Below are 16,244 nucleotides of genomic sequence, written 5' to 3'. Positions count from 1 at the left end.
ATACTGCACTAGCGCATCCCGAGGGCCCCAACTATAAGTTTTGGCGGGGCGGCCTGATAGGCCAGGGTTGCGGGAGTATCGATGCGGTCTTACGTTTGCTTGTTGTCGCTGCTCGCCGCGCTGCTGGCGGGCGGCACGGCTTTCGCCGAGGCCCCGAAATCCGGGGCGGAGCGCGGCCCGCCTTTCTCGGTCGGCGGATTCCGCTATGAGCTGAGGCCCAACGACGTCCACATGTTCCTGTGCGAGCAACCCGCCTGCGGTGCGCAGTCGAGGGTGAGCTTTCGGTTCTATCCTCCCGGCAACACAATGACGCTGGAGCAATTCCGGCAAGAGCAGACGCAAATCGTCAAGATGCTGGAGCAACGGACGCCGGGACAGAAGATCTCGATTCTCGGAATTGATGGCGACAGCGGCACCAAGGTGCCACGCCTGTTCAAGGCGCGCCGACTGATGATGAAGCCTGACGGCACGAAGGAATATCAGGTCAGTGGCTATTTGTTTGGCGATCGAGGCGCCGCCAGCCTGATCAGTTCGGCGGCCACCGAAAAAGCCAGCTCCGAAAATTATGCGCAATTCGCCATCGGGGTGATAGTGGTGCTGATGCCGGCCAAGCGCTGAGTGCCGGCGCTACAGCCAGCCCGCTCTGCGAAACCGCCAGTACAGAGAGCCGCATGCAGTCAGCATCACGCCGAGCAGCATGAAATAACCGTACTCCCATTCCAGCTCCGGCATGTGCTTGAAGTTCATGCCGTAGATGCCGGCCAGCGCGGTCGGGATCGCGATGATCGCAAGCCACGAGGCGAGCTTCTTCGACACCGCCGTCTCCTGCGCCTGGCCGACCAGGAGGCTGGCCTCGAAGGCGAAGGCCAGCACCTCGCGCATGGAATCGATGCGCTCCTGGATGTTGCGGACGTGGTCGGTGACGTCGCGGAACAGTGGCTGCATGGCCTGCCGCACCATCGACAGCTCGTCATGCTCCAGCCGGCGGCAGACCTCCACCAGCGGCCCGATCGCGTTGCGCAGCCGCAGCAGGTCGCGGCGCAGCATGTAGAGCCGCTCGATCTGCGCCTTGCTGATCGGCTTGGACAGCACGTCGTCCTCGATGCCCTCGACCTCGTCGTGAATGCTCTCGAGCACGGGCGAGTAATTGTCGACGATGAAATCGAGGATCGCATAGAGGATGTAATCCTCGCCGCGCGCGAGTGCCCGCGGGCAGCTTTCGCAGCGTTCGCGCACCGGCGTGTAGGACGTCGAGGCGCCGTGGCGCACCGAGACCAGATAACCTTCGCCGACGAAGATGTGGGTCTCGCCGAAGGCGATGCGGCCCTCGACCAGCTGCGCCGTCCGCGCCACGATGAACAGGGCCTCGCCATATTGCTCGATCTTGGGTCGCTGATGGGCGTGGTTGGCGTCCTCGATCGCTAGTTCGTGCAGGTCGAATTGCTTCTGCACCGCGCCGAGCAGCGCCATGTCGGGCTCGTGCAGGCCGATCCAGACCACGTGGCCGGGCTTGGCCCGCCAACTCGAGGCCTCGCTGATGGCGATATTGGCGATACGGCGTCCATCGACATAGGCGCCGGCGGCGACGACGCCCTCGGTGGACACGGGCTCGGAGTGGGATGTGGGCAGCGACGGGACGTTCATGGCTTCAATCCCGGGCAAGATCGCGGGCAAAAGTGCCTCGGCTATGGCCTGTGTACAAGGCCGTCCGGCAAGGCTAGCACTGGTAAAATCCCCGTCAAATGGCTATGTCTCTTCACGAATTGGCCCTTTGGCCAGCCCGATTCCCATCACCGTCGGAACCCGAACATGAAAGCTGCCATCCTCGTCTTTCCCGGAATCAACCGCGAACGCGACATGGCGCGTGCACTGAGGATGATCTCGGGCAGCGAGCCGGCGATGGTCTGGCACGCCGAGACGGCGCTGCCTGCGGGCACGGATCTCGTGGTGGTGCCGGGCGGCTTCTCCTACGGCGACTATTTGCGCTGCGGCGCCATTGCCGCGCGCGCGCCGGTGATGGACGCGGTGCGCGACTATGCGGCCAAGGGCGGCCTCGTGCTCGGCGTCTGCAACGGGTTTCAGATCCTCTGCGAATCCGGCCTGTTGCCGGGCGTCTTGATGCGCAACGAGCGGCTGAAATTCATCTGTCACGACGTGCATCTGCGCGTCGAGCGGTCCGACACACCGTTCACCCGCGGCTACAATGCCGGACAGGTGATCCGCGTGCCGGTCGCCCATGGCGAAGGCAATTACGAGGCGGATGAAGAGACCATCAAGCGGCTCGAAGGCGAGGGGCGGGTGCTCTATCGCTACTGTTCCGCCGCCGGCGTGGTCGACGATGACAGCAACATCAACGGCGCGGCGCATTCGATCGCCGGCATCGTCAACGACAAAGGCAACGTGCTCGGCATGATGCCGCATCCGGAAAACCACGTCGAAGACATCATGGGCTGCACCGATGGCCGCGGCCTGTTCGCGGGCCTGACCGCGCATCTGGAAAAGGCCGCGTGATTTCGTTCGGGCTGAAGCGGTCACTCGCCGCGATCGCGGCGCTGTCGCTCGCGTCATTTTCGCTCGCAACTGGCGCGTTCGCGCAGGATTATCCCAAGCGTCCTGTTACCATGATCGTGCCGTTCGCGGCCGGCGGCACCTCGGACGTGATCGCACGCGCCGTGGCCGAGCAGATGGGCATCGCGCTCGGCCAGACCATCGTGATCGAGAACGTTGCGGGCGCCGGCGGCTCGACCGCGCTGGCGCGCGCCTCCCGCGCCGAGCCCGACGGCTACACCATCGCGATCGGCAATGCCGGCACCAACGCCGCGACCTACACGATCTATCCAAAACTGCCGTTCGCGCCTGACTCTTTCGTGCCGATCGCCATGGTGGCGAAGACGTTCGGCATCATCGCGCTCCGCAAGGATTTTCCGGCGAAGGACCTCAAGGAGTTCATCGCCTACGCCAAGGCCAATCCCGGCAAGATCAATCTCGGCCATGCCGGCGTCGGCTCCTCGAACTATCTGATCTGCAAGAGCTTCGTCACCGCCGCCGGCATCGACGCGACGCTGGTCGGCTATCGCGGCGCCGCGCCCGCGCTCACCGACGCCGTCGGCAGCCAGATCGATGGCGTCTGCGATGCCGCCGCGTCGGTCTCGCAATCGATCAACGAGAAGCTGGTGAAAGGGCTCGTGGTCGGCTCGACCGTGCGGCTCGCCACGCTGCCCGACCTGCCGACGTCGGTGGAGGCGGGCCTGCCCGAATTCGAGGCACAGGGCTGGAACGGCCTGTTCGCGCCGAAGGGCACGCCGGCGGCCGTGATTGCCAAGCTGAACGCCGCAGCGCGCACGGCCGTGGAGACCGACGCGGTGAAGAAGCGCTTTGCCGACCTTTCGACCGTTGCGCCCGATGCAAGCGAGCATACGCCGGAGCTGCTGCAGCAGCTCGTGACGCGAGACGTCGAAAAATACCGGAAGATGCTGGCGGACGACGCCAACAAGTAGCCGCGTTCGGCAACGATCTCATGAACCTGCGTCGCGTTTGGGGCGACTGACTCTTCGTCGCCGTCACAGTGCGTCCGGGTTCGCCCATTTCGCGGGCAGGGGCAACTCAAAGTTGTTTCCCTGCGCGAGTTGCGATATCAGGAAGCGGCGCTGCCGTTGTGCTGTCCGGATGTCACATGCCCGTCGCTTTGGTCGTTCTGCTGCTCGATATCACCCTGATCTATCACGCCTCGCGAACCGGACGGTTGCGGCCCTGGGCCTTCATCATCCTGATGGTGCCGCTGATGGGCGCGATCGCCTATATCGCGGTCGAGCTCATTCCCGAATGGTTTTCCAGCCCCGGCGCGCGGCAGGCGCGCCAGCGTGTTGCCAACCGGCTCGATCCCGAGAAGCGCTATCGCGAGCTGTCCGACCGGCTGGCCGGCACCGACACCATCTCCAACCGTGCGGCGCTGGCGGAAGAGTGCGCAAATATCGGCCGGTTCGCCGAAGCGGAATCGCATTACGATCACATCCTGAAGCTGTCGATGGGCCACGATCCCGCCTATGCGCTGCGCAAGGCGCAGGCGCAGTTTGCCGCCAGCCGCCCGGCCGATGCGCTCGCCACGCTGGACGATCTGCAGAAGCAATGGCCGGACTTCGATTCCGCCGACGCGCATCTGCTCTATGCCCGCGCGCTCGCCGAGGTCGGCCGGCTCGACGAGGCGCTCGAGGAATATCACGCGCTCGCCGGCTACTTCCCCGGCGCCGAGGCGCGGGTGCGCTACGGCATGCTGCTGCAAACGGTCGGCCGCAGCGCCGAGGCACGCATGGTCTTCAACGAGCTCCTGATCCAGATGCGGCGCGCGCCGAAATATCTGCGCAAGGCGCAGGCCGAATGGCTGTCGATCGCGGAGAAGCAGATTTCGGCTTGAGCGGCGAGCTTACCGCAGCTTCAGACGCTCCGCCGGCACCGTCATGGCCGCAACACCTGCCATCACCAGCAGCAGGCCGAGCGCGAGGTTGGACGGCACGCTCTCGCCGAGCAGCAGCACGGAGAGGCCGACGCCGATCGGGATGCGCAAATAGCCTTGCGCGTTCGTGGTCAGCGTGCCGAGCCGGCCGAGGCAGACGTAGAACAGCATCAAGCCCAGCGCGCTCGAGACGATTCCCATGACGATGGTGGCGACGATTGCGGTCGAGGTCGGCTGCAGCGTCCAGGGCTGATCGATGATCAGCGAGGGCGGCAACAGGATGAGGCCGCCGAACAACAGCGAGCCGGCCGCCACCACCATCGGGTCGTATTCGGAGAGGCGAAGGCCGAAGATCGTGGCGCAGGCAAAGGAGATGGTCGCGAGCAAAATCGCGATTTCCGCCACGATCTCGCTCCCGAAGCCGCGCAGCGCGTCGAGGCCGACGATGAGAACTGTGCCGGCGAGTCCCAAAATCGCGCCGGCGAGCTTGAGCAGCGTTGCCGGCTCATGCCGGGTGATCAGCGAGGTGATCAGGAACGCGAAGATCGGTGTCGTCGAGGCCAGCACCACCGTGTTCGACGCTGGCACATATTGCTGCGACCAGGTGATGATCAGGAACGGAAAGGTCGAGTTGATCAATTGCTGGGTCGCGAACAGCTTCCACGCCTTCGCGTCGGTCGGGACCTTGATGCCACGCATCCACAGGATCGCGAGCAGGAAGGCAGCCGCGATCAGCGAGCGTGCCGAGATGAAGGTGATGGGCGGGATGGTGGGAAGCGCCAGCTTCGCCAGCGGATAGGTCGAGCTCCAGCAGCAGGCGAGCGCGAGCAGCAGCGCATAGTCGCGCCAGTTGCGCGCGCCGGTGGCGGCGATGGGCGACAGTGGTGCGGCGGCCGTCGCGCGACTCGCCTCCGACGTGCTCTGCGGCACCTTGTTCCTGCTCCCCGGCGCGATAGTGCTTGCCGGGAAGTCTGGGCGAGGGGACCTGAAAAGGGAAGCCGCCGAGCTATGCGTTTGGCTGAGGTAGCGCCTTCCGCTTCATCCGCTTGATTGTGCCGGAAAAGGTCAGCAGCACGCGCGTCCCGGACATCATCTTGCCGCGCAGGAAGATCAGCGAGCCGCCGGCGCGGGTGACCTCGCCGGTGCATTCGATCAGCTCGCCCTCGCGTGCCGCGTCGAGGAATTCACATGCAAAATTGGTCGTCACCGCCCGGCTGTCCAGGACATGGGTGGCGATCGCAAACAGGGAGTAGTCGGCAAAGGCCATGTAGCAGCCGCCGTGGACGTTCCCGGAGCCGTTGAGGTGCTTTTTCTCGACCCTGAAGGCGCTGCGGACGTTGCCGTCCGCCTCGATCCGGTGCCAGAAGGGGCCGACATGGGACTCAAAACTGTCGCGAATCCAGGTCCGCCAGCCCACAAATTCGCCCTCGGTGGCGACGTGGAGGTCGGGGCGGCGGGGCGGGGGCGCTTTGGTCAACTCGTGCAAGGAAATGGGCCTTCAATTGCGGGTCTTTAGCCCTTAAATCCGATCCGTCCGCGCCGTGCAATTCCTGTTCCCGCCGTCCCCGCCTGCAAAACGTGGGACAGCGGGAAAATGCGCCAGAAAGGGCTTTCCGGAAGCCCCCGATGTTCCTAAGAACGGCCAAACCGCCGCCGAAAGCCTCGAATCCATGAAGAACGAACCCAAGATCACCCCCGAACTGGTTGCCGCCCACGGGCTCAAGCCCGACGAATACGAGCGCATCCTGAAGCTGATCGGGCGGGAACCGACCTTCACCGAGCTCGGCATCTTCTCGGCGATGTGGAACGAGCACTGCTCGTACAAGTCGTCACGCATCCATCTCAAGGGCCTGCCGACCAAGGCGCCCTGGGTGATCCAGGGTCCCGGCGAGAATGCCGGCGTGATCGACATCGCCGACGGCCAGGCTGTGGTCTTCAAGATGGAGAGCCACAACCACCCGAGCTACATCGAGCCCTATCAGGGTGCGACCACCGGCGTCGGCGGCATCTTGCGCGACGTGTTCACGATGGGGGCGCGGCCGATTGCCTGCCTGAATGCGCTCAGCTTCGGCGCGCCCGAGCATGCCAGGACCCGGCATCTCGTCTCCGGCGTCGTTGCCGGCGTCGGCGGCTATGGCAATTCCTTCGGTGTGCCGACCGTGGGCGGCCAGGTGCGCTTCCACACCCGCTATGACGGCAACATCCTCGTCAACGCGATGGCGGTAGGCCTCGCCGATGCCGACAAGATCTTCTATGCGGCGGCCTCCGGCGTGAACATGCCGATCGTCTATCTCGGCTCCAAGACGGGGCGCGACGGCATCCACGGCGCCTCGATGGCGTCGGCCGAGTTCGACGACAAGTCCGAGGAGAAGCGCCCGACGGTGCAGGTCGGCGATCCCTTTGCCGAGAAGCTGCTGCTTGAAGCCTGCCTCGAGATCATGGAGAAGGGCTGCGTCATCGCGATCCAGGACATGGGCGCGGCGGGCCTGACCTGCTCGGCCGTCGAGATGGGCGCCAAGGGCGACCTCGGCGTCGACCTCGATCTCGATGCGGTGCCGACCCGCGAGACCGGCATGAGCGCCTACGAGATGATGCTCTCGGAGAGCCAGGAGCGCATGCTCATGGTGCTCAAGCCCGAGAAGGAAAAAGAAGCCGAGGCGATCTTCAAGAAGTGGGGCCTCGACTTTGCCGTGGTCGGCTACACCACGCCGAGCAAGCGCTTCGTCGTCAAGCATGGCGGTGACGTCATGGCCGATCTGCCGATCAAGGAGCTCGGCGACGAGGCGCCGCTCTACGACCGTCCGCATGTCCCCTCCGCCGCGTTGCCGGTCGTGCATGCGCGCGACGTGCCGGCGCCGATGGGCCTCGGGCCTGCGCTGGAGAAGCTGATCGGCACGCCCGACATGTGCTCTAAGCGCTGGGTCTGGGAGCAGTACGACCACGTCATCCTCGGCAACACCATGCAGCGTCCCGGCGGCGATGCAGCGGTCGTGCGCGTCGAGGACGGGCCGAAGGGCCTCGCGCTCACCGTCGACGTCACGCCGCGCTATTGCGAGGCGGACCCGTTCGAAGGCGGCAAGCAGGCGGTGGCGGAAGCCTGGCGCAACATCACCGCGGTCGGCGGCAAGCCGCTCGCGATCACCGACAATCTCAACTTCGGCAATCCTGAGCGGCCCGAGATCATGGGCCAGTTCGTCGGCTGCCTGAAGGGCATCTCGGAAGCCTGCCGCACGCTGGACTTTCCGGTCGTCTCCGGCAACGTCTCGCTCTACAACGAGACCAATGGCCGCGCGATCCTGCCGACGCCCTCGATCGGCGGCGTCGGCCTGCTCGACGATTTCACCAAATCTGCCTCGCTCGCCTTCAAGGCCGAGGGCGAAGCGATCCTCCTGGTGGGCGAGACCCATGGCTGGCTCGGCCAGTCCGTTTACCTGCGCGATATCTGCGGTCGCGAGGAGGGCGCGCCGCCGCCGGTCGATCTCGCCGCCGAGAAGCGCAACGGCGACTGCGTGCGCGGCATGATCCATGGCGGTACCGCAACCGCCGTGCACGATCTCTCGGACGGTGGCCTCCTGATCGCACTCGCCGAGATGGCGATGGCGAGCGGCATCGGTGCCAAGCTGCTGGCGGCGCCGACCTCGCTGATCTCGCAGGCCTATTGGTTCGGTGAGGACCAGGCGCGCTATCTCGTCACCGTGCCGGAAACCGAAGCCGGCCGCGTGCTCGCCAAGATGCGCGGCTGCGAAGTGCCCTGCGTGCGGATCGGCACCACCGGCGGCGATGCGATCGCGATCGCGGGCGAAGCGCCCGTGGCGATCGATGCGCTCCGTAAGTCGTTCGAGCGCTGGCTGCCGGAATATATGGGTGGGAAGGCGGCGTAGCGACGCCATCCGTCATTGCGAGGAGCCACCGGGTCCCGCCTTTGGCGGGCCCGATGACAGGCGCCGCGACGACGCAATCCACAATGCTGCCTGCGGTGAGATGGATTGCTTCGCTGCGCTCGCAACGACGATAGGAGGCCGTTGCCGCTTCCTCAAAGCACCTTCGTCGCGCCCGGGATCTGCCGCAACGCTCGCGTCAGCGCCCAGCTCGCCATGACTGTCAGTACAAATCCGATCGTGGCCTTGACGATCGCCGGCAGGCCATAGTCGAACAGCCAATATTGCAGCCACAGTGCGATCGGATAGTGCACCAGGAACATGCCGAACGCGTCGCTCTGCATTGGATCGAGCAGCTTGGCTGAGCCTGATTGCCTGAACCTCTGGAAAAAGGCCAGGATCAGAAACATGATGGCCACGCTGAAGACAGTGAAGCAGATGGCATAGAGCGCTTCATACCAGTCCGGCAACGGCGACGGGTTGCCCAGTATTTCGCGCTTGATAAAGATCAGCACCCACAGGAGGCAATACGGAACGATCGCCAGCACCATCCAGTCCCAGCTGACCTTTGCCATCCGGCCGTCGACAGCGAGCAGCCCGCGATCCATTTGCGCAACGCCGATGCCTGCACCGAAAAAGAAGTAGGTCGCGTAGAGCATCACGCGCCCGTGCTGGACCGAGAACGGCCCGAACTCGAACCAACTGCTTGGTCCGAAGTGAACCCTCCCGGGAATGTAGAACGCCGCGGTGACGGCAAGCATGACCGCGAAGAACACGGCGGGCCGACGGCGACCGTGTAGCGAGAGGCGATTGATCGGATCGAGCAGATTGGGCGACAGCCGGTGCAGCAGGCAGGCAACCAGGTCGAAAGCGAACAAGACCCAAAGGAACCAAATCGGCCCGCTCGGCCACGGGCCCTTCGTGACCATATTCCACCAGAATTCCGAAAAGCCGATCTCGGGATGCTGCCGCAGGGAGATCGCGTAGTAGGCGAGCGGAATGACCGTAAGGGCGCAGATCGCGAAGGGTAAGCCAAGCCGAAGCAGGCGATCTGCCAAATAGCTCCATGCTCCCTTCCGGGCGATGCCAGACCAGGCGAACAGCCCCGACAGGAAGAAGAACATCGCCATGAAGAAACTGTCGGTGGCGAGCACGATCATGTCGAAGCCGAAGAAGTACTTCGGATCGGTATGACCGAAATAGGTATAGGGGATCACCGCGTGATGCAGCAGCACCACCAGAGTCAGGAAGGTGCGGGCGCGATCAATCGCCAAATTGCGCGCCTTGCTCTTCGGCGCGGCATGCACCTCCGCGCCGATCGTCGCTGAATCTGCCATCGTCATCTTGGTCGCCCCCGCACTCCTGCCCCGGGCTGGACTGTGCCGCCGCGAGCCGGATTCAGCAAGGCTCGTTTGCGCGGTAGTTGAGCCCCACTTGAGCCCGACTGGGTCCTGACACCCGTAGGAACCAGTTCCGCGCAGCGAAGTTAGCGTCCGCCGAAGGGAAGGGGCTGACGGCCGCGACAAGCGGCACAATTCGGAGCTGGCAATGACGATCCTGAAATGGGCGCTGATCTTCCTACTTGTCTCGATCGTGGCCGGCGTGCTCGGTTTCACCGGCATCTCGACCGTCTCCGCCGATATCGCCCGCTTCCTGTTCTACGTCTTCGTCGTGATCTTCCTGGTGCTGCTGATATTGGGGCTCACGATCTTCAGGGCGTAGCGGGCAGTAGGTCGGACCGGAACGGGGCGCCGGCTCCCAAGGCGCAGGCCGTCAATGGCTTGCGAACGGTCTTATGCGAGCCATCAGCTCCGCCAAGAACTCATCGGGGCGATCGAACGGAATGAAATGGTCCCCGCCGCGAACCCAGACGAATTCCTTGTGCGGGGCCTTGATCTGGTTGAAAAACTGCTCGGCGGGTCCTCCCGGCGTCACAGCGTCTGCATCGCCCTCGATGAAGAACATGGGTATTGAAAATTCGAATCCGAGCGAGGCCGTGTCGCTCTGAAACATCGGCCCGTTCCGTCCCGTCAAATACTTTGCTGAGAAGGCGGCACCCTTCCGCCAATTGTACAAATCAAGCAGCGAGACGTCCGGCATGAAGAGCGGCGGGATGGGACCGGCCAGCTGGAAGGCGTCGGCGAGCGGCAGACCCAGCACATTGCTCCATTTGTCCGCAATCAGGCGATTCTCCGGGGTGAGGACCGGCTGCGAAGCGATCGGCGCCAACTCGGCCAGAGCCTCCTTGTTGGTGGCCGCTGCCGCAAGCCGCTGCAGGCGCGCGATCGTGAGCTCGAAGGCGCCTTCTCAAAGGTTGCCCTGCCGACCACCTGGCCCGTGCCGACATAGGCCGAGAACAGATCCGGACGTTGCTTCGCCATCCGAATTCCCAGGAATGAGCCCCAGGAATGCCCGACCAGGACGATCTTGTCCTTGTGCAAATGCGTGCGCAGGTACTCGGCCAATTCGATGCCGTCTTGCGTCATCCGCTCCAGTGTCATCGTGGGGCCGAGCGCGTCTCCAGCCGCGCCAAAGGTGCGTCCAGTGCCGCGCTGGTCCCACTGCACGACGGTGAAATGCTTCTCCCAGGCGCGCCAACCCGAGGAGATCGGCAGGGTGGAGCCGCCGGGGCCGCCGTGGACGAACAGGAGAACCGGGTTATCCCGATCCTCGCCGCGGATTTGAATCCATTGCTTGATGCCGCCGATCTCGATGAACTCTCCCTCCTGCACGCCGGCAGGAGAGCGGATCGCGAGAGTTTGGGCAGCAAGGTGCTGACGATAGGCACGAAAACCCAGCCCGGCAGCAGCGAGCACAACAAGGATGCCGGACAATCCCAGCAACGAGACCCCAATCAGTCTTGCGGCCCGGCGCGGCATCTCGTGCCTTGTGTCGACTGGAAGGAGGCGATCCAGGATCGCCCCGGCGTCACAGCGCGTGCGCCTACCCCACTTCCTCGATCTTCACCTTATCCGGATAGAAGGCGAGATGGCCGGAAATCTCGCTCATTGCGGGAAAGGGCGTCTCGTAGGTCCAGATCGCATTATCGAGCACCTTGCCGTCGGCCTTGACGCTGTAATAGCTCGCATCCCCCTTGTAGGGGCAGTGGGTGACGCGGTCGGTACGCGCCAGCAGGGCCATGTTGGTGTCCTCCCGCGGCACATATTGCACCGCCGGATATCTGGCCTCCTTCAGCGTCAGCGCCTTGCTGGTTTCGGCGATCACGATGTCGCCCGCGGTGACACGGACGCGGCGGGGGTTTGGGGTGATGGTGATGGGATGGTCGGGCCCTGGAAGCTTCATGATTTCACACCTTTTCGATCAATCTGCCGCGCGCGGCACTTTGTCGTGCCTTTATCCTGATGGGATCATGGATATAGTGCCGGAAAGCGTGACGCAGAAGTCCGTTCACGCTAAGTTTGGCCCTGCCGGAGAGGGGACCCCGGCAGCGATTCGAGACCAGAAGGAGCAAGACCCGAATGCCCATGGACGCCCACGATATCGAGGCGATGATCAAGGCAGCGATCCCCGATGCCGAGGTGACCATCCGTGACCTCGCCGGCGACGGCGACCACTATGCCGCGACCGTGATCTCGGAATCCTTCCGCGGCAAATCCCGCGTCCAGCAGCACCAGATCGTCTATCAGTCCCTGCGCGGCCAGATGGGCGGCGTGCTGCACGCGCTGGCGCTGCAAACCGGCGTGCCGGGCGCTTGATCTGATCGCGCGACGGGGGACGACGATGGCTGCGGACAATTCTCGCGGCGCGATGTTTCGCGTCATCGTGCCGAACCAGCACAGCCGCGTCACCAATGTCGAGCTGTTCTTCGACCTCGTCTTCGTCTTCGCCGTCACGCAGGTGTCGCATACGCTGCTGCACCATTTCACGCCGCTCGGCGCGGTGCATGTTACGGTGCTGTTTCTCGCGGTATGGTGGGTGTGGGTCTACACCGCCTGGGTCACCAACTGGCTCAATCCGGAGCTGACGCCGGTCCGCGTCATGCTCTTTTTGATGATGCTGGGCGGGCTGGTGCTGTCGACGACGATCCCGACCGCCTTCGAGGGGCGGGGTCTGTGGTTTGCGATCGCCTACGCGGCGATGCAAATCGGGCGCACGGCCTTCTGGCTGTTCGCAACGCCGCGGCATCGGACCGCGGTCCGCCACAACGCGATCCGCATTCTGACCTGGCTCGCGATCTCCGCGGTGTTGTGGATCGCAGGCGGCCTGTCCGAAGGCGAGACGCGGCTATGGCTGTGGATTGCGGCAGTCGCCTGGGAGTACGTCTCGCCGGCGGTGCGCTTCTGGGTTCCGAAGCTCGGCTTCTCGTCGGTCGAGGCCTGGGCCGTCGAGGGCGGCCACATGGCCGAGCGTTGCTCGCTCTTCGTCATCATCGCGCTCGGCGAAGCCGTCGTCGTCAACGGCGCGACCTTCGCCGAACTGGACTGGACCGCGGACAACATCATGGCCTTCGTCTCCGCACTGGTCGGCGCCATCGCGATGTGGTGGGTCTATTTCCACAAGGGCGCCGAGGCCGGCTCGGAGCGGATCTCGAAGTCCACCGAATCCGGCCGCCTGGCGCGGCTCGCCTATACCTATCTGCACACGCCGATCATCGCCGGCATCATCCTGACCGCGGTCTCGGACGAGCTGGTGCTGAAGCACCCGACCGGCCATTCCGACGTGCGCACCATCGTGAGCACGATCGGCGGGCCGCTGGTGTTCCTGATCGGCACCATCCTGTTCAAGCACGCGATCCGCGGCTTCCTCCAGCTCTCGCACGGCATCGGCATCATGCTGCTGCTGTTGCTGTGGTGGTTCGCCGCCGGCCTCCCGCCGCTCTGGCTGTCGGTCGCGACGACGGTGATCATGATCATCGTCGCGGTGTGGGAATCGGTGTCGCTGGGGGCGGACAGAGAAGAGGCCAAGGAACATTGAATTGCGGAGCGGCCTGAGCTGAGGAGCCCGCCTAAGCGGGCGTCTCGAAGGATGCGCTGCGGGGAAAGCGCTCTCGCGGAGAGCGGCCGCAGCGTTTACTCCGCCACTTCCAGCGCATGCACCGAGAACATCTTCGCCGCATCCGTCCAGCTCTCGCGGACGCGCCAACCCGCGCCCTGTGCCAGCGCGGCAAAACGCTCGATGCTGTATTTGTAGCTGTTCTCGGTGTGAATGCTTTCGCCCGGGCGGAACGAAAAGCTGGTGCCGAGCAGGCGCACGGTCTGGCTCTTCTTGCTGAACAGGTGCATCTCGATGCGGTGCCGCTCGCGATTGTAGATCGCGCGATGGGTGAAGGCGGAGAGGTCGAAATTGCCGCCAAGCTCGCGGTTGATCCGCACGAGAACATTGAGGTTGAAGCGCGCGGTGACGCCGGCGGCGTCGTTATAGGCATCGAACAGCACGCGCTCATCCTTCTCGAGGTCGGCGCCAATGATCATCTGCGCGCCCCGACCCAGGATCGCGCGTGCGCTCTTCAGGAAGGCCTGGGCTTCATGCGGCTCGAAATTGCCGATGGTCGAGCCCGGAAAGAAGCCGACCTTGGGCATCGAGGCGACGGCCCTCGGCAGCTCGAACGGCGTGGTGAAATCGGCGGTCACCGGATAGATGCCGAGCGACGGGAAGTCTCGCTTCAGGCCGTTCGCCTGCGCCTTGAGGAAGTCACCGGAGATGTCGACGGGGACATAGGCCGCGAACCTGCAATGGTTGAGCAGCAGGCGGACCTTCGTCGTTGCGCCGGCGCCGAACTCGACCAGTGCGGCGTGCTCCGGAATGATCTTCGCGATCTCGCTGCCACGATCCTTCAGGATCGAGAGCTCGGTCCGCGTCGGATAATATTCCGGCAGGCGCGTGATCGCCTCGAACAGCTCCGATCCCGTCGCGTCGTAGAAATATTTCGGCGACAGTGTTTTGGGCTGCTGCGAGAGGTCCTTGATGGCCTCGCGGGCGAAGGCGGTGGTCTGTTCGTCGGGAAGATGGGCTTCGGCCAAAGCGCTGGCGTGCACATTCATGATACTCTCCTGAACGCGCTGTCCGGCGCGCATCTGTCGTCGGATGAGAACTAGTCGTAATCGGCGAGCCGCAGTCCCGTGAACTGCCAGCGGTGGTGCGGATAAAAGAAGTTCCGATAGGTGATACGGCTGTGGCCTTTCGGAGTTGCAAGCGAGGAGCCTCGCAGTACCAGCTGGTTGACCATGAACTTGCCGTTGTACTCGCCGAGCGCGCCTTCGATGGCCCGGTAGCCGGGATAGGGCGCGTACGAGCTGCGGGTCCACTGCCAGACGATGCCGAAGGCGTCGTTGAGTTGGCCGGCGCGGGCCGCGACCTCCCACTCCATCTCGGTCGGCAGATGTTTGCCAGCCCAGCGCGCAAAGGCGTCGGCTTCGTAGTAGCTGATATGGCAGACCGGCGCGGTGGGATCGACCGGCTTCACACCGGCCAGCGTCATCACGTTCCACTGGCCATCGATCTCGCGCCAGTAACCCGGGGCCTGCCAGTCTTCCTTGCTGGTTGCGGCAAAGCCGTCCATCAGCCACAGCGTCGCACGCCGGTATCCGCCGTCCCGCATGAAGGCCAGCCACTCGGCATTGGTGACGAGATTGCGAGCGACCCTGACCGGGCCGACGAGGGCGCGATGCGCCGGCTTCTCATTGTCGAAATGAAAGCTGTCGTCGACATGGCCGACGGTGTGGATGCCCTCGTTCAGCGTCAGCCAGTCATCGGCGGCGCGCGTCGCGGCCGGGAAGCGCCAGTCCGGGTCATAGGCCGGATAGACCGGGTTCTGCGCGAAGGCGTGCAGGATGTCGGTGAACATCAATTCCTGGTGTTGCTGCTCGTGGTTGAGCCCGACCTCGACCAGCGGTGCGATCGCGCGAAGCTTGTCCTCTCCCGCCTCGCGGAAGAATTTCACGACCGCCGCATCGACATAGTTGCGATAGGCGCCGACCTCGTTTGCGCTGGGACGGGTGATATCACCGCGATGATTGCGGGCATGACGCGGGCCGGCGGCGACGTAATAGGAATTGAACAGGAACGCGAAATCGGGGTGGAAGGGCCGGTAGCTAGCCGCGTGCTCGCCGAGCAAAAATTGCTCCCAGAACCAGGTGGTATGGGCCCGGTGCCATTTCGTCGGGCTCGCATCCGGCATGGACTGGATCTGCTGGTCCTCCGGCGACAGTGGCGCAGCGCGGCGTTCGGTCTCGTTGCGGACGGCGAGAAAGGCGTCTTCCAGCCGCTGGGCGAGGTTACCGGCAGAGGACAGTGACGAAAGCGAGGGGGCGGCCGTAGCGGAGGCTTGTTTCGTCACGTTTTTCTCCAGACAGGACAAGAGAACGTTGTTGGCGTTGCCCGGTTCCAAAACCTGGGTTCGTCCTAGATAGGGGCTCCGTTACGGTATGAAAGTCCTCCCCGGCGATGATATTGATGTCATCAGCCTATGGATCCGGCCGGGGGCAAACCGGTCAGCGGGGGCGTGTCGCCGCCATTTTACTTTGGATGCACAACGGTTTGGGCTACATATATAGGCAGGTATCGGGTTAGATCGGCTGAGCCAGCCCGAATTGATTGGTGGGGGCTCCGCCCCAGAAGGACACGGAAATGAGCATCGAGGAATTCATCGCCAACGAAGTGAAGTCGAACGACGTGGTTCTGTTCATGAAGGGCACGCCGCAATTTCCGCAGTGCGGTTTCTCCGGCCAGGTCGTCCAGATCCTCGACCATATCGGCGTCGGCTATAAGGGCCTCAACGTTCTCGAATCCGCCGAACTGCGCAACGGCATCAAGACCTTCTCCAACTGGCCGACCATCCCGCAGCTCTATGTGAAGGGCGAGTTCGTCGGCGGCTGCGACATCGTCCGCGAGATGTTCCAGGCCGGTGAATTGCAGCAGCTTTTCACGGAGAAGGGCGTCGTCGTCGCGGCCTGATA

18 protein-coding genes are annotated in these 16,244 nt (G+C 64.1%); 9 read left to right on the top strand and 9 right to left on the bottom strand.

The window, feature by feature from the left end; all coding sequences use genetic code 11:
* Positions 1 to 102: 102 nt before the first annotated feature.
* Positions 103 to 618, top strand: coding sequence for a hypothetical protein (locus GGD61_RS02625; protein ID WP_312012515.1), 516 nt, complete (start codon positions 103 to 105; stop codon positions 616 to 618).
* A 9-nt stretch (positions 619 to 627) separates the two neighbouring features.
* Here GGD61_RS02625 and GGD61_RS02620 read toward each other — a convergent pair whose 3' ends face one another.
* On the bottom strand, positions 628 to 1,644 hold the full coding sequence (locus GGD61_RS02620) for a magnesium and cobalt transport protein CorA (protein ID WP_018316597.1): 1,017 nt from the start codon (positions 1,642 to 1,644) through the stop codon (positions 628 to 630).
* A 165-nt stretch (positions 1,645 to 1,809) separates the two neighbouring features.
* Between GGD61_RS02620 and purQ the strand changes: the two genes are divergently transcribed.
* The 3 genes from purQ to GGD61_RS02605 all read left to right on the top strand — a co-directional run bounded on the left by purQ (position 1,810) and on the right by GGD61_RS02605 (position 4,411).
* Positions 1,810 to 2,511, top strand: coding sequence for a phosphoribosylformylglycinamidine synthase subunit PurQ (purQ, locus tag GGD61_RS02615; RefSeq protein WP_018316596.1), 702 nt, complete (start codon positions 1,810 to 1,812; stop codon positions 2,509 to 2,511).
* On the top strand, positions 2,508 to 3,497 hold the full coding sequence (locus GGD61_RS02610) for a tripartite tricarboxylate transporter substrate binding protein BugD (RefSeq protein WP_183230041.1): 990 nt from the start codon (positions 2,508 to 2,510) through the stop codon (positions 3,495 to 3,497). Before purQ ends, GGD61_RS02610 begins: the two co-directional genes overlap by 4 nt.
* 176 nt (positions 3,498 to 3,673) lie before the next feature.
* The gene (locus GGD61_RS02605) at positions 3,674 to 4,411 is read left to right on the top strand and encodes a tetratricopeptide repeat protein (protein WP_092259042.1); all 738 of its coding nucleotides are present in this window, start codon (positions 3,674 to 3,676) and stop codon (positions 4,409 to 4,411) included.
* A 9-nt stretch (positions 4,412 to 4,420) separates the two neighbouring features.
* Here the strand turns inward: GGD61_RS02605 and GGD61_RS02600 are convergent, their stop codons facing one another.
* Together GGD61_RS02600 and GGD61_RS02595 are read right to left on the bottom strand one after the other, a co-directional pair.
* Positions 4,421 to 5,380: a DMT family transporter gene (locus tag GGD61_RS02600; RefSeq protein WP_183230040.1), complete on the bottom strand. Its 960-nt coding sequence runs from the start codon at positions 5,378 to 5,380 to the stop codon at positions 4,421 to 4,423.
* Between the two features lie 76 nt (positions 5,381 to 5,456).
* Positions 5,457 to 5,936 carry a PaaI family thioesterase gene (locus tag GGD61_RS02595; RefSeq protein WP_038948054.1) on the bottom strand — a complete coding sequence of 160 codons (480 nt, stop codon included), beginning with the start codon at positions 5,934 to 5,936 and terminating at the stop codon, positions 5,457 to 5,459.
* A gap of 184 nt (positions 5,937 to 6,120) precedes the next feature.
* Here GGD61_RS02595 and purL point away from each other — a divergent pair, with 184 nt between their 5' ends.
* The gene (gene purL / locus GGD61_RS02590; RefSeq protein WP_183230038.1) at positions 6,121 to 8,331 is read left to right on the top strand and encodes a phosphoribosylformylglycinamidine synthase subunit PurL; all 2,211 of its coding nucleotides are present in this window, start codon (positions 6,121 to 6,123) and stop codon (positions 8,329 to 8,331) included.
* 152 nt (positions 8,332 to 8,483) lie between these two features.
* Here purL and GGD61_RS02585 read toward each other — a convergent pair whose 3' ends face one another.
* Entirely contained in the window at positions 8,484 to 9,671 is a 1,188-nt protein-coding gene (locus GGD61_RS02585; RefSeq protein ID WP_183230330.1) for an acyltransferase, read from the bottom strand.
* 205 nt (positions 9,672 to 9,876) lie between these two features.
* On the opposite strand from GGD61_RS02585, the gene GGD61_RS02580 reads away from it, so the two are divergent.
* Positions 9,877 to 10,050, top strand: a complete 174-nt coding sequence (locus tag GGD61_RS02580; protein ID WP_018316587.1) for a DUF1328 domain-containing protein — start codon at positions 9,877 to 9,879, stop codon at positions 10,048 to 10,050.
* A 51-nt stretch (positions 10,051 to 10,101) separates the two neighbouring features.
* Here the strand turns inward: GGD61_RS02580 and GGD61_RS40315 are convergent, their stop codons facing one another.
* The 3 genes from GGD61_RS40315 to GGD61_RS02570 all read right to left on the bottom strand — a co-directional run bounded on the left by GGD61_RS40315 (position 10,102) and on the right by GGD61_RS02570 (position 11,631).
* On the bottom strand, positions 10,102 to 10,557 hold the full coding sequence (locus tag GGD61_RS40315; RefSeq protein WP_246785851.1) for an alpha/beta fold hydrolase: 456 nt from the start codon (positions 10,555 to 10,557) through the stop codon (positions 10,102 to 10,104).
* On the bottom strand, positions 10,509 to 11,207 hold the full coding sequence (locus GGD61_RS40310; RefSeq protein ID WP_246785850.1) for an alpha/beta fold hydrolase: 699 nt from the start codon (positions 11,205 to 11,207) through the stop codon (positions 10,509 to 10,511). The genes GGD61_RS40315 and GGD61_RS40310 overlap by 49 nt, the downstream gene beginning before the upstream one ends.
* Before the next feature lie 64 nt (positions 11,208 to 11,271).
* The gene (locus GGD61_RS02570; protein WP_018316585.1) at positions 11,272 to 11,631 is read right to left on the bottom strand and encodes a DUF427 domain-containing protein; all 360 of its coding nucleotides are present in this window, start codon (positions 11,629 to 11,631) and stop codon (positions 11,272 to 11,274) included.
* A 176-nt stretch (positions 11,632 to 11,807) separates the two neighbouring features.
* Between GGD61_RS02570 and GGD61_RS02565 the strand changes: the two genes are divergently transcribed.
* Together GGD61_RS02565 and GGD61_RS02560 are read left to right on the top strand one after the other, a co-directional pair.
* A complete protein-coding gene (locus tag GGD61_RS02565) occupies positions 11,808 to 12,044 on the top strand; it encodes a BolA family protein (protein ID WP_018316584.1) in 237 nt (78 codons plus the stop codon).
* 25 nt (positions 12,045 to 12,069) lie between these two features.
* Complete coding sequence (locus tag GGD61_RS02560) at positions 12,070 to 13,263, top strand: low temperature requirement protein A (RefSeq protein ID WP_183230036.1); 1,194 nt, start codon at positions 12,070 to 12,072, stop codon at positions 13,261 to 13,263.
* Between the two features lie 95 nt (positions 13,264 to 13,358).
* On the opposite strand, the gene egtD is transcribed toward GGD61_RS02560, so the two are convergent.
* Both egtD and egtB read right to left on the bottom strand, forming a co-directional pair.
* Positions 13,359 to 14,330, bottom strand: a complete 972-nt coding sequence (gene egtD, locus GGD61_RS02555) for an L-histidine N(alpha)-methyltransferase (RefSeq protein ID WP_177237220.1) — start codon at positions 14,328 to 14,330, stop codon at positions 13,359 to 13,361.
* A 50-nt stretch (positions 14,331 to 14,380) separates the two neighbouring features.
* Positions 14,381 to 15,676 carry an ergothioneine biosynthesis protein EgtB gene (egtB, locus tag GGD61_RS02550; protein ID WP_183230034.1) on the bottom strand — a complete coding sequence of 432 codons (1,296 nt, stop codon included), beginning with the start codon at positions 15,674 to 15,676 and terminating at the stop codon, positions 14,381 to 14,383.
* Between the two features lie 239 nt (positions 15,677 to 15,915).
* On the opposite strand from egtB, the gene grxD reads away from it, so the two are divergent.
* Positions 15,916 to 16,242, top strand: coding sequence for a Grx4 family monothiol glutaredoxin (gene grxD, locus GGD61_RS02545; RefSeq protein ID WP_018316580.1), 327 nt, complete (start codon positions 15,916 to 15,918; stop codon positions 16,240 to 16,242).
* The last annotated feature ends 2 nt before the right edge of the window (positions 16,243 to 16,244 follow it).

The sequence above is a fragment of the Bradyrhizobium sp. SBR1B genome, assembly GCF_014198205.1.
Classification (GTDB): domain Bacteria; phylum Pseudomonadota; class Alphaproteobacteria; order Rhizobiales; family Xanthobacteraceae; genus Bradyrhizobium.
The sequence above is the reverse complement of the archived record's forward strand: the minus strand, read 5'-3'. Positions and strand labels throughout refer to the sequence as shown.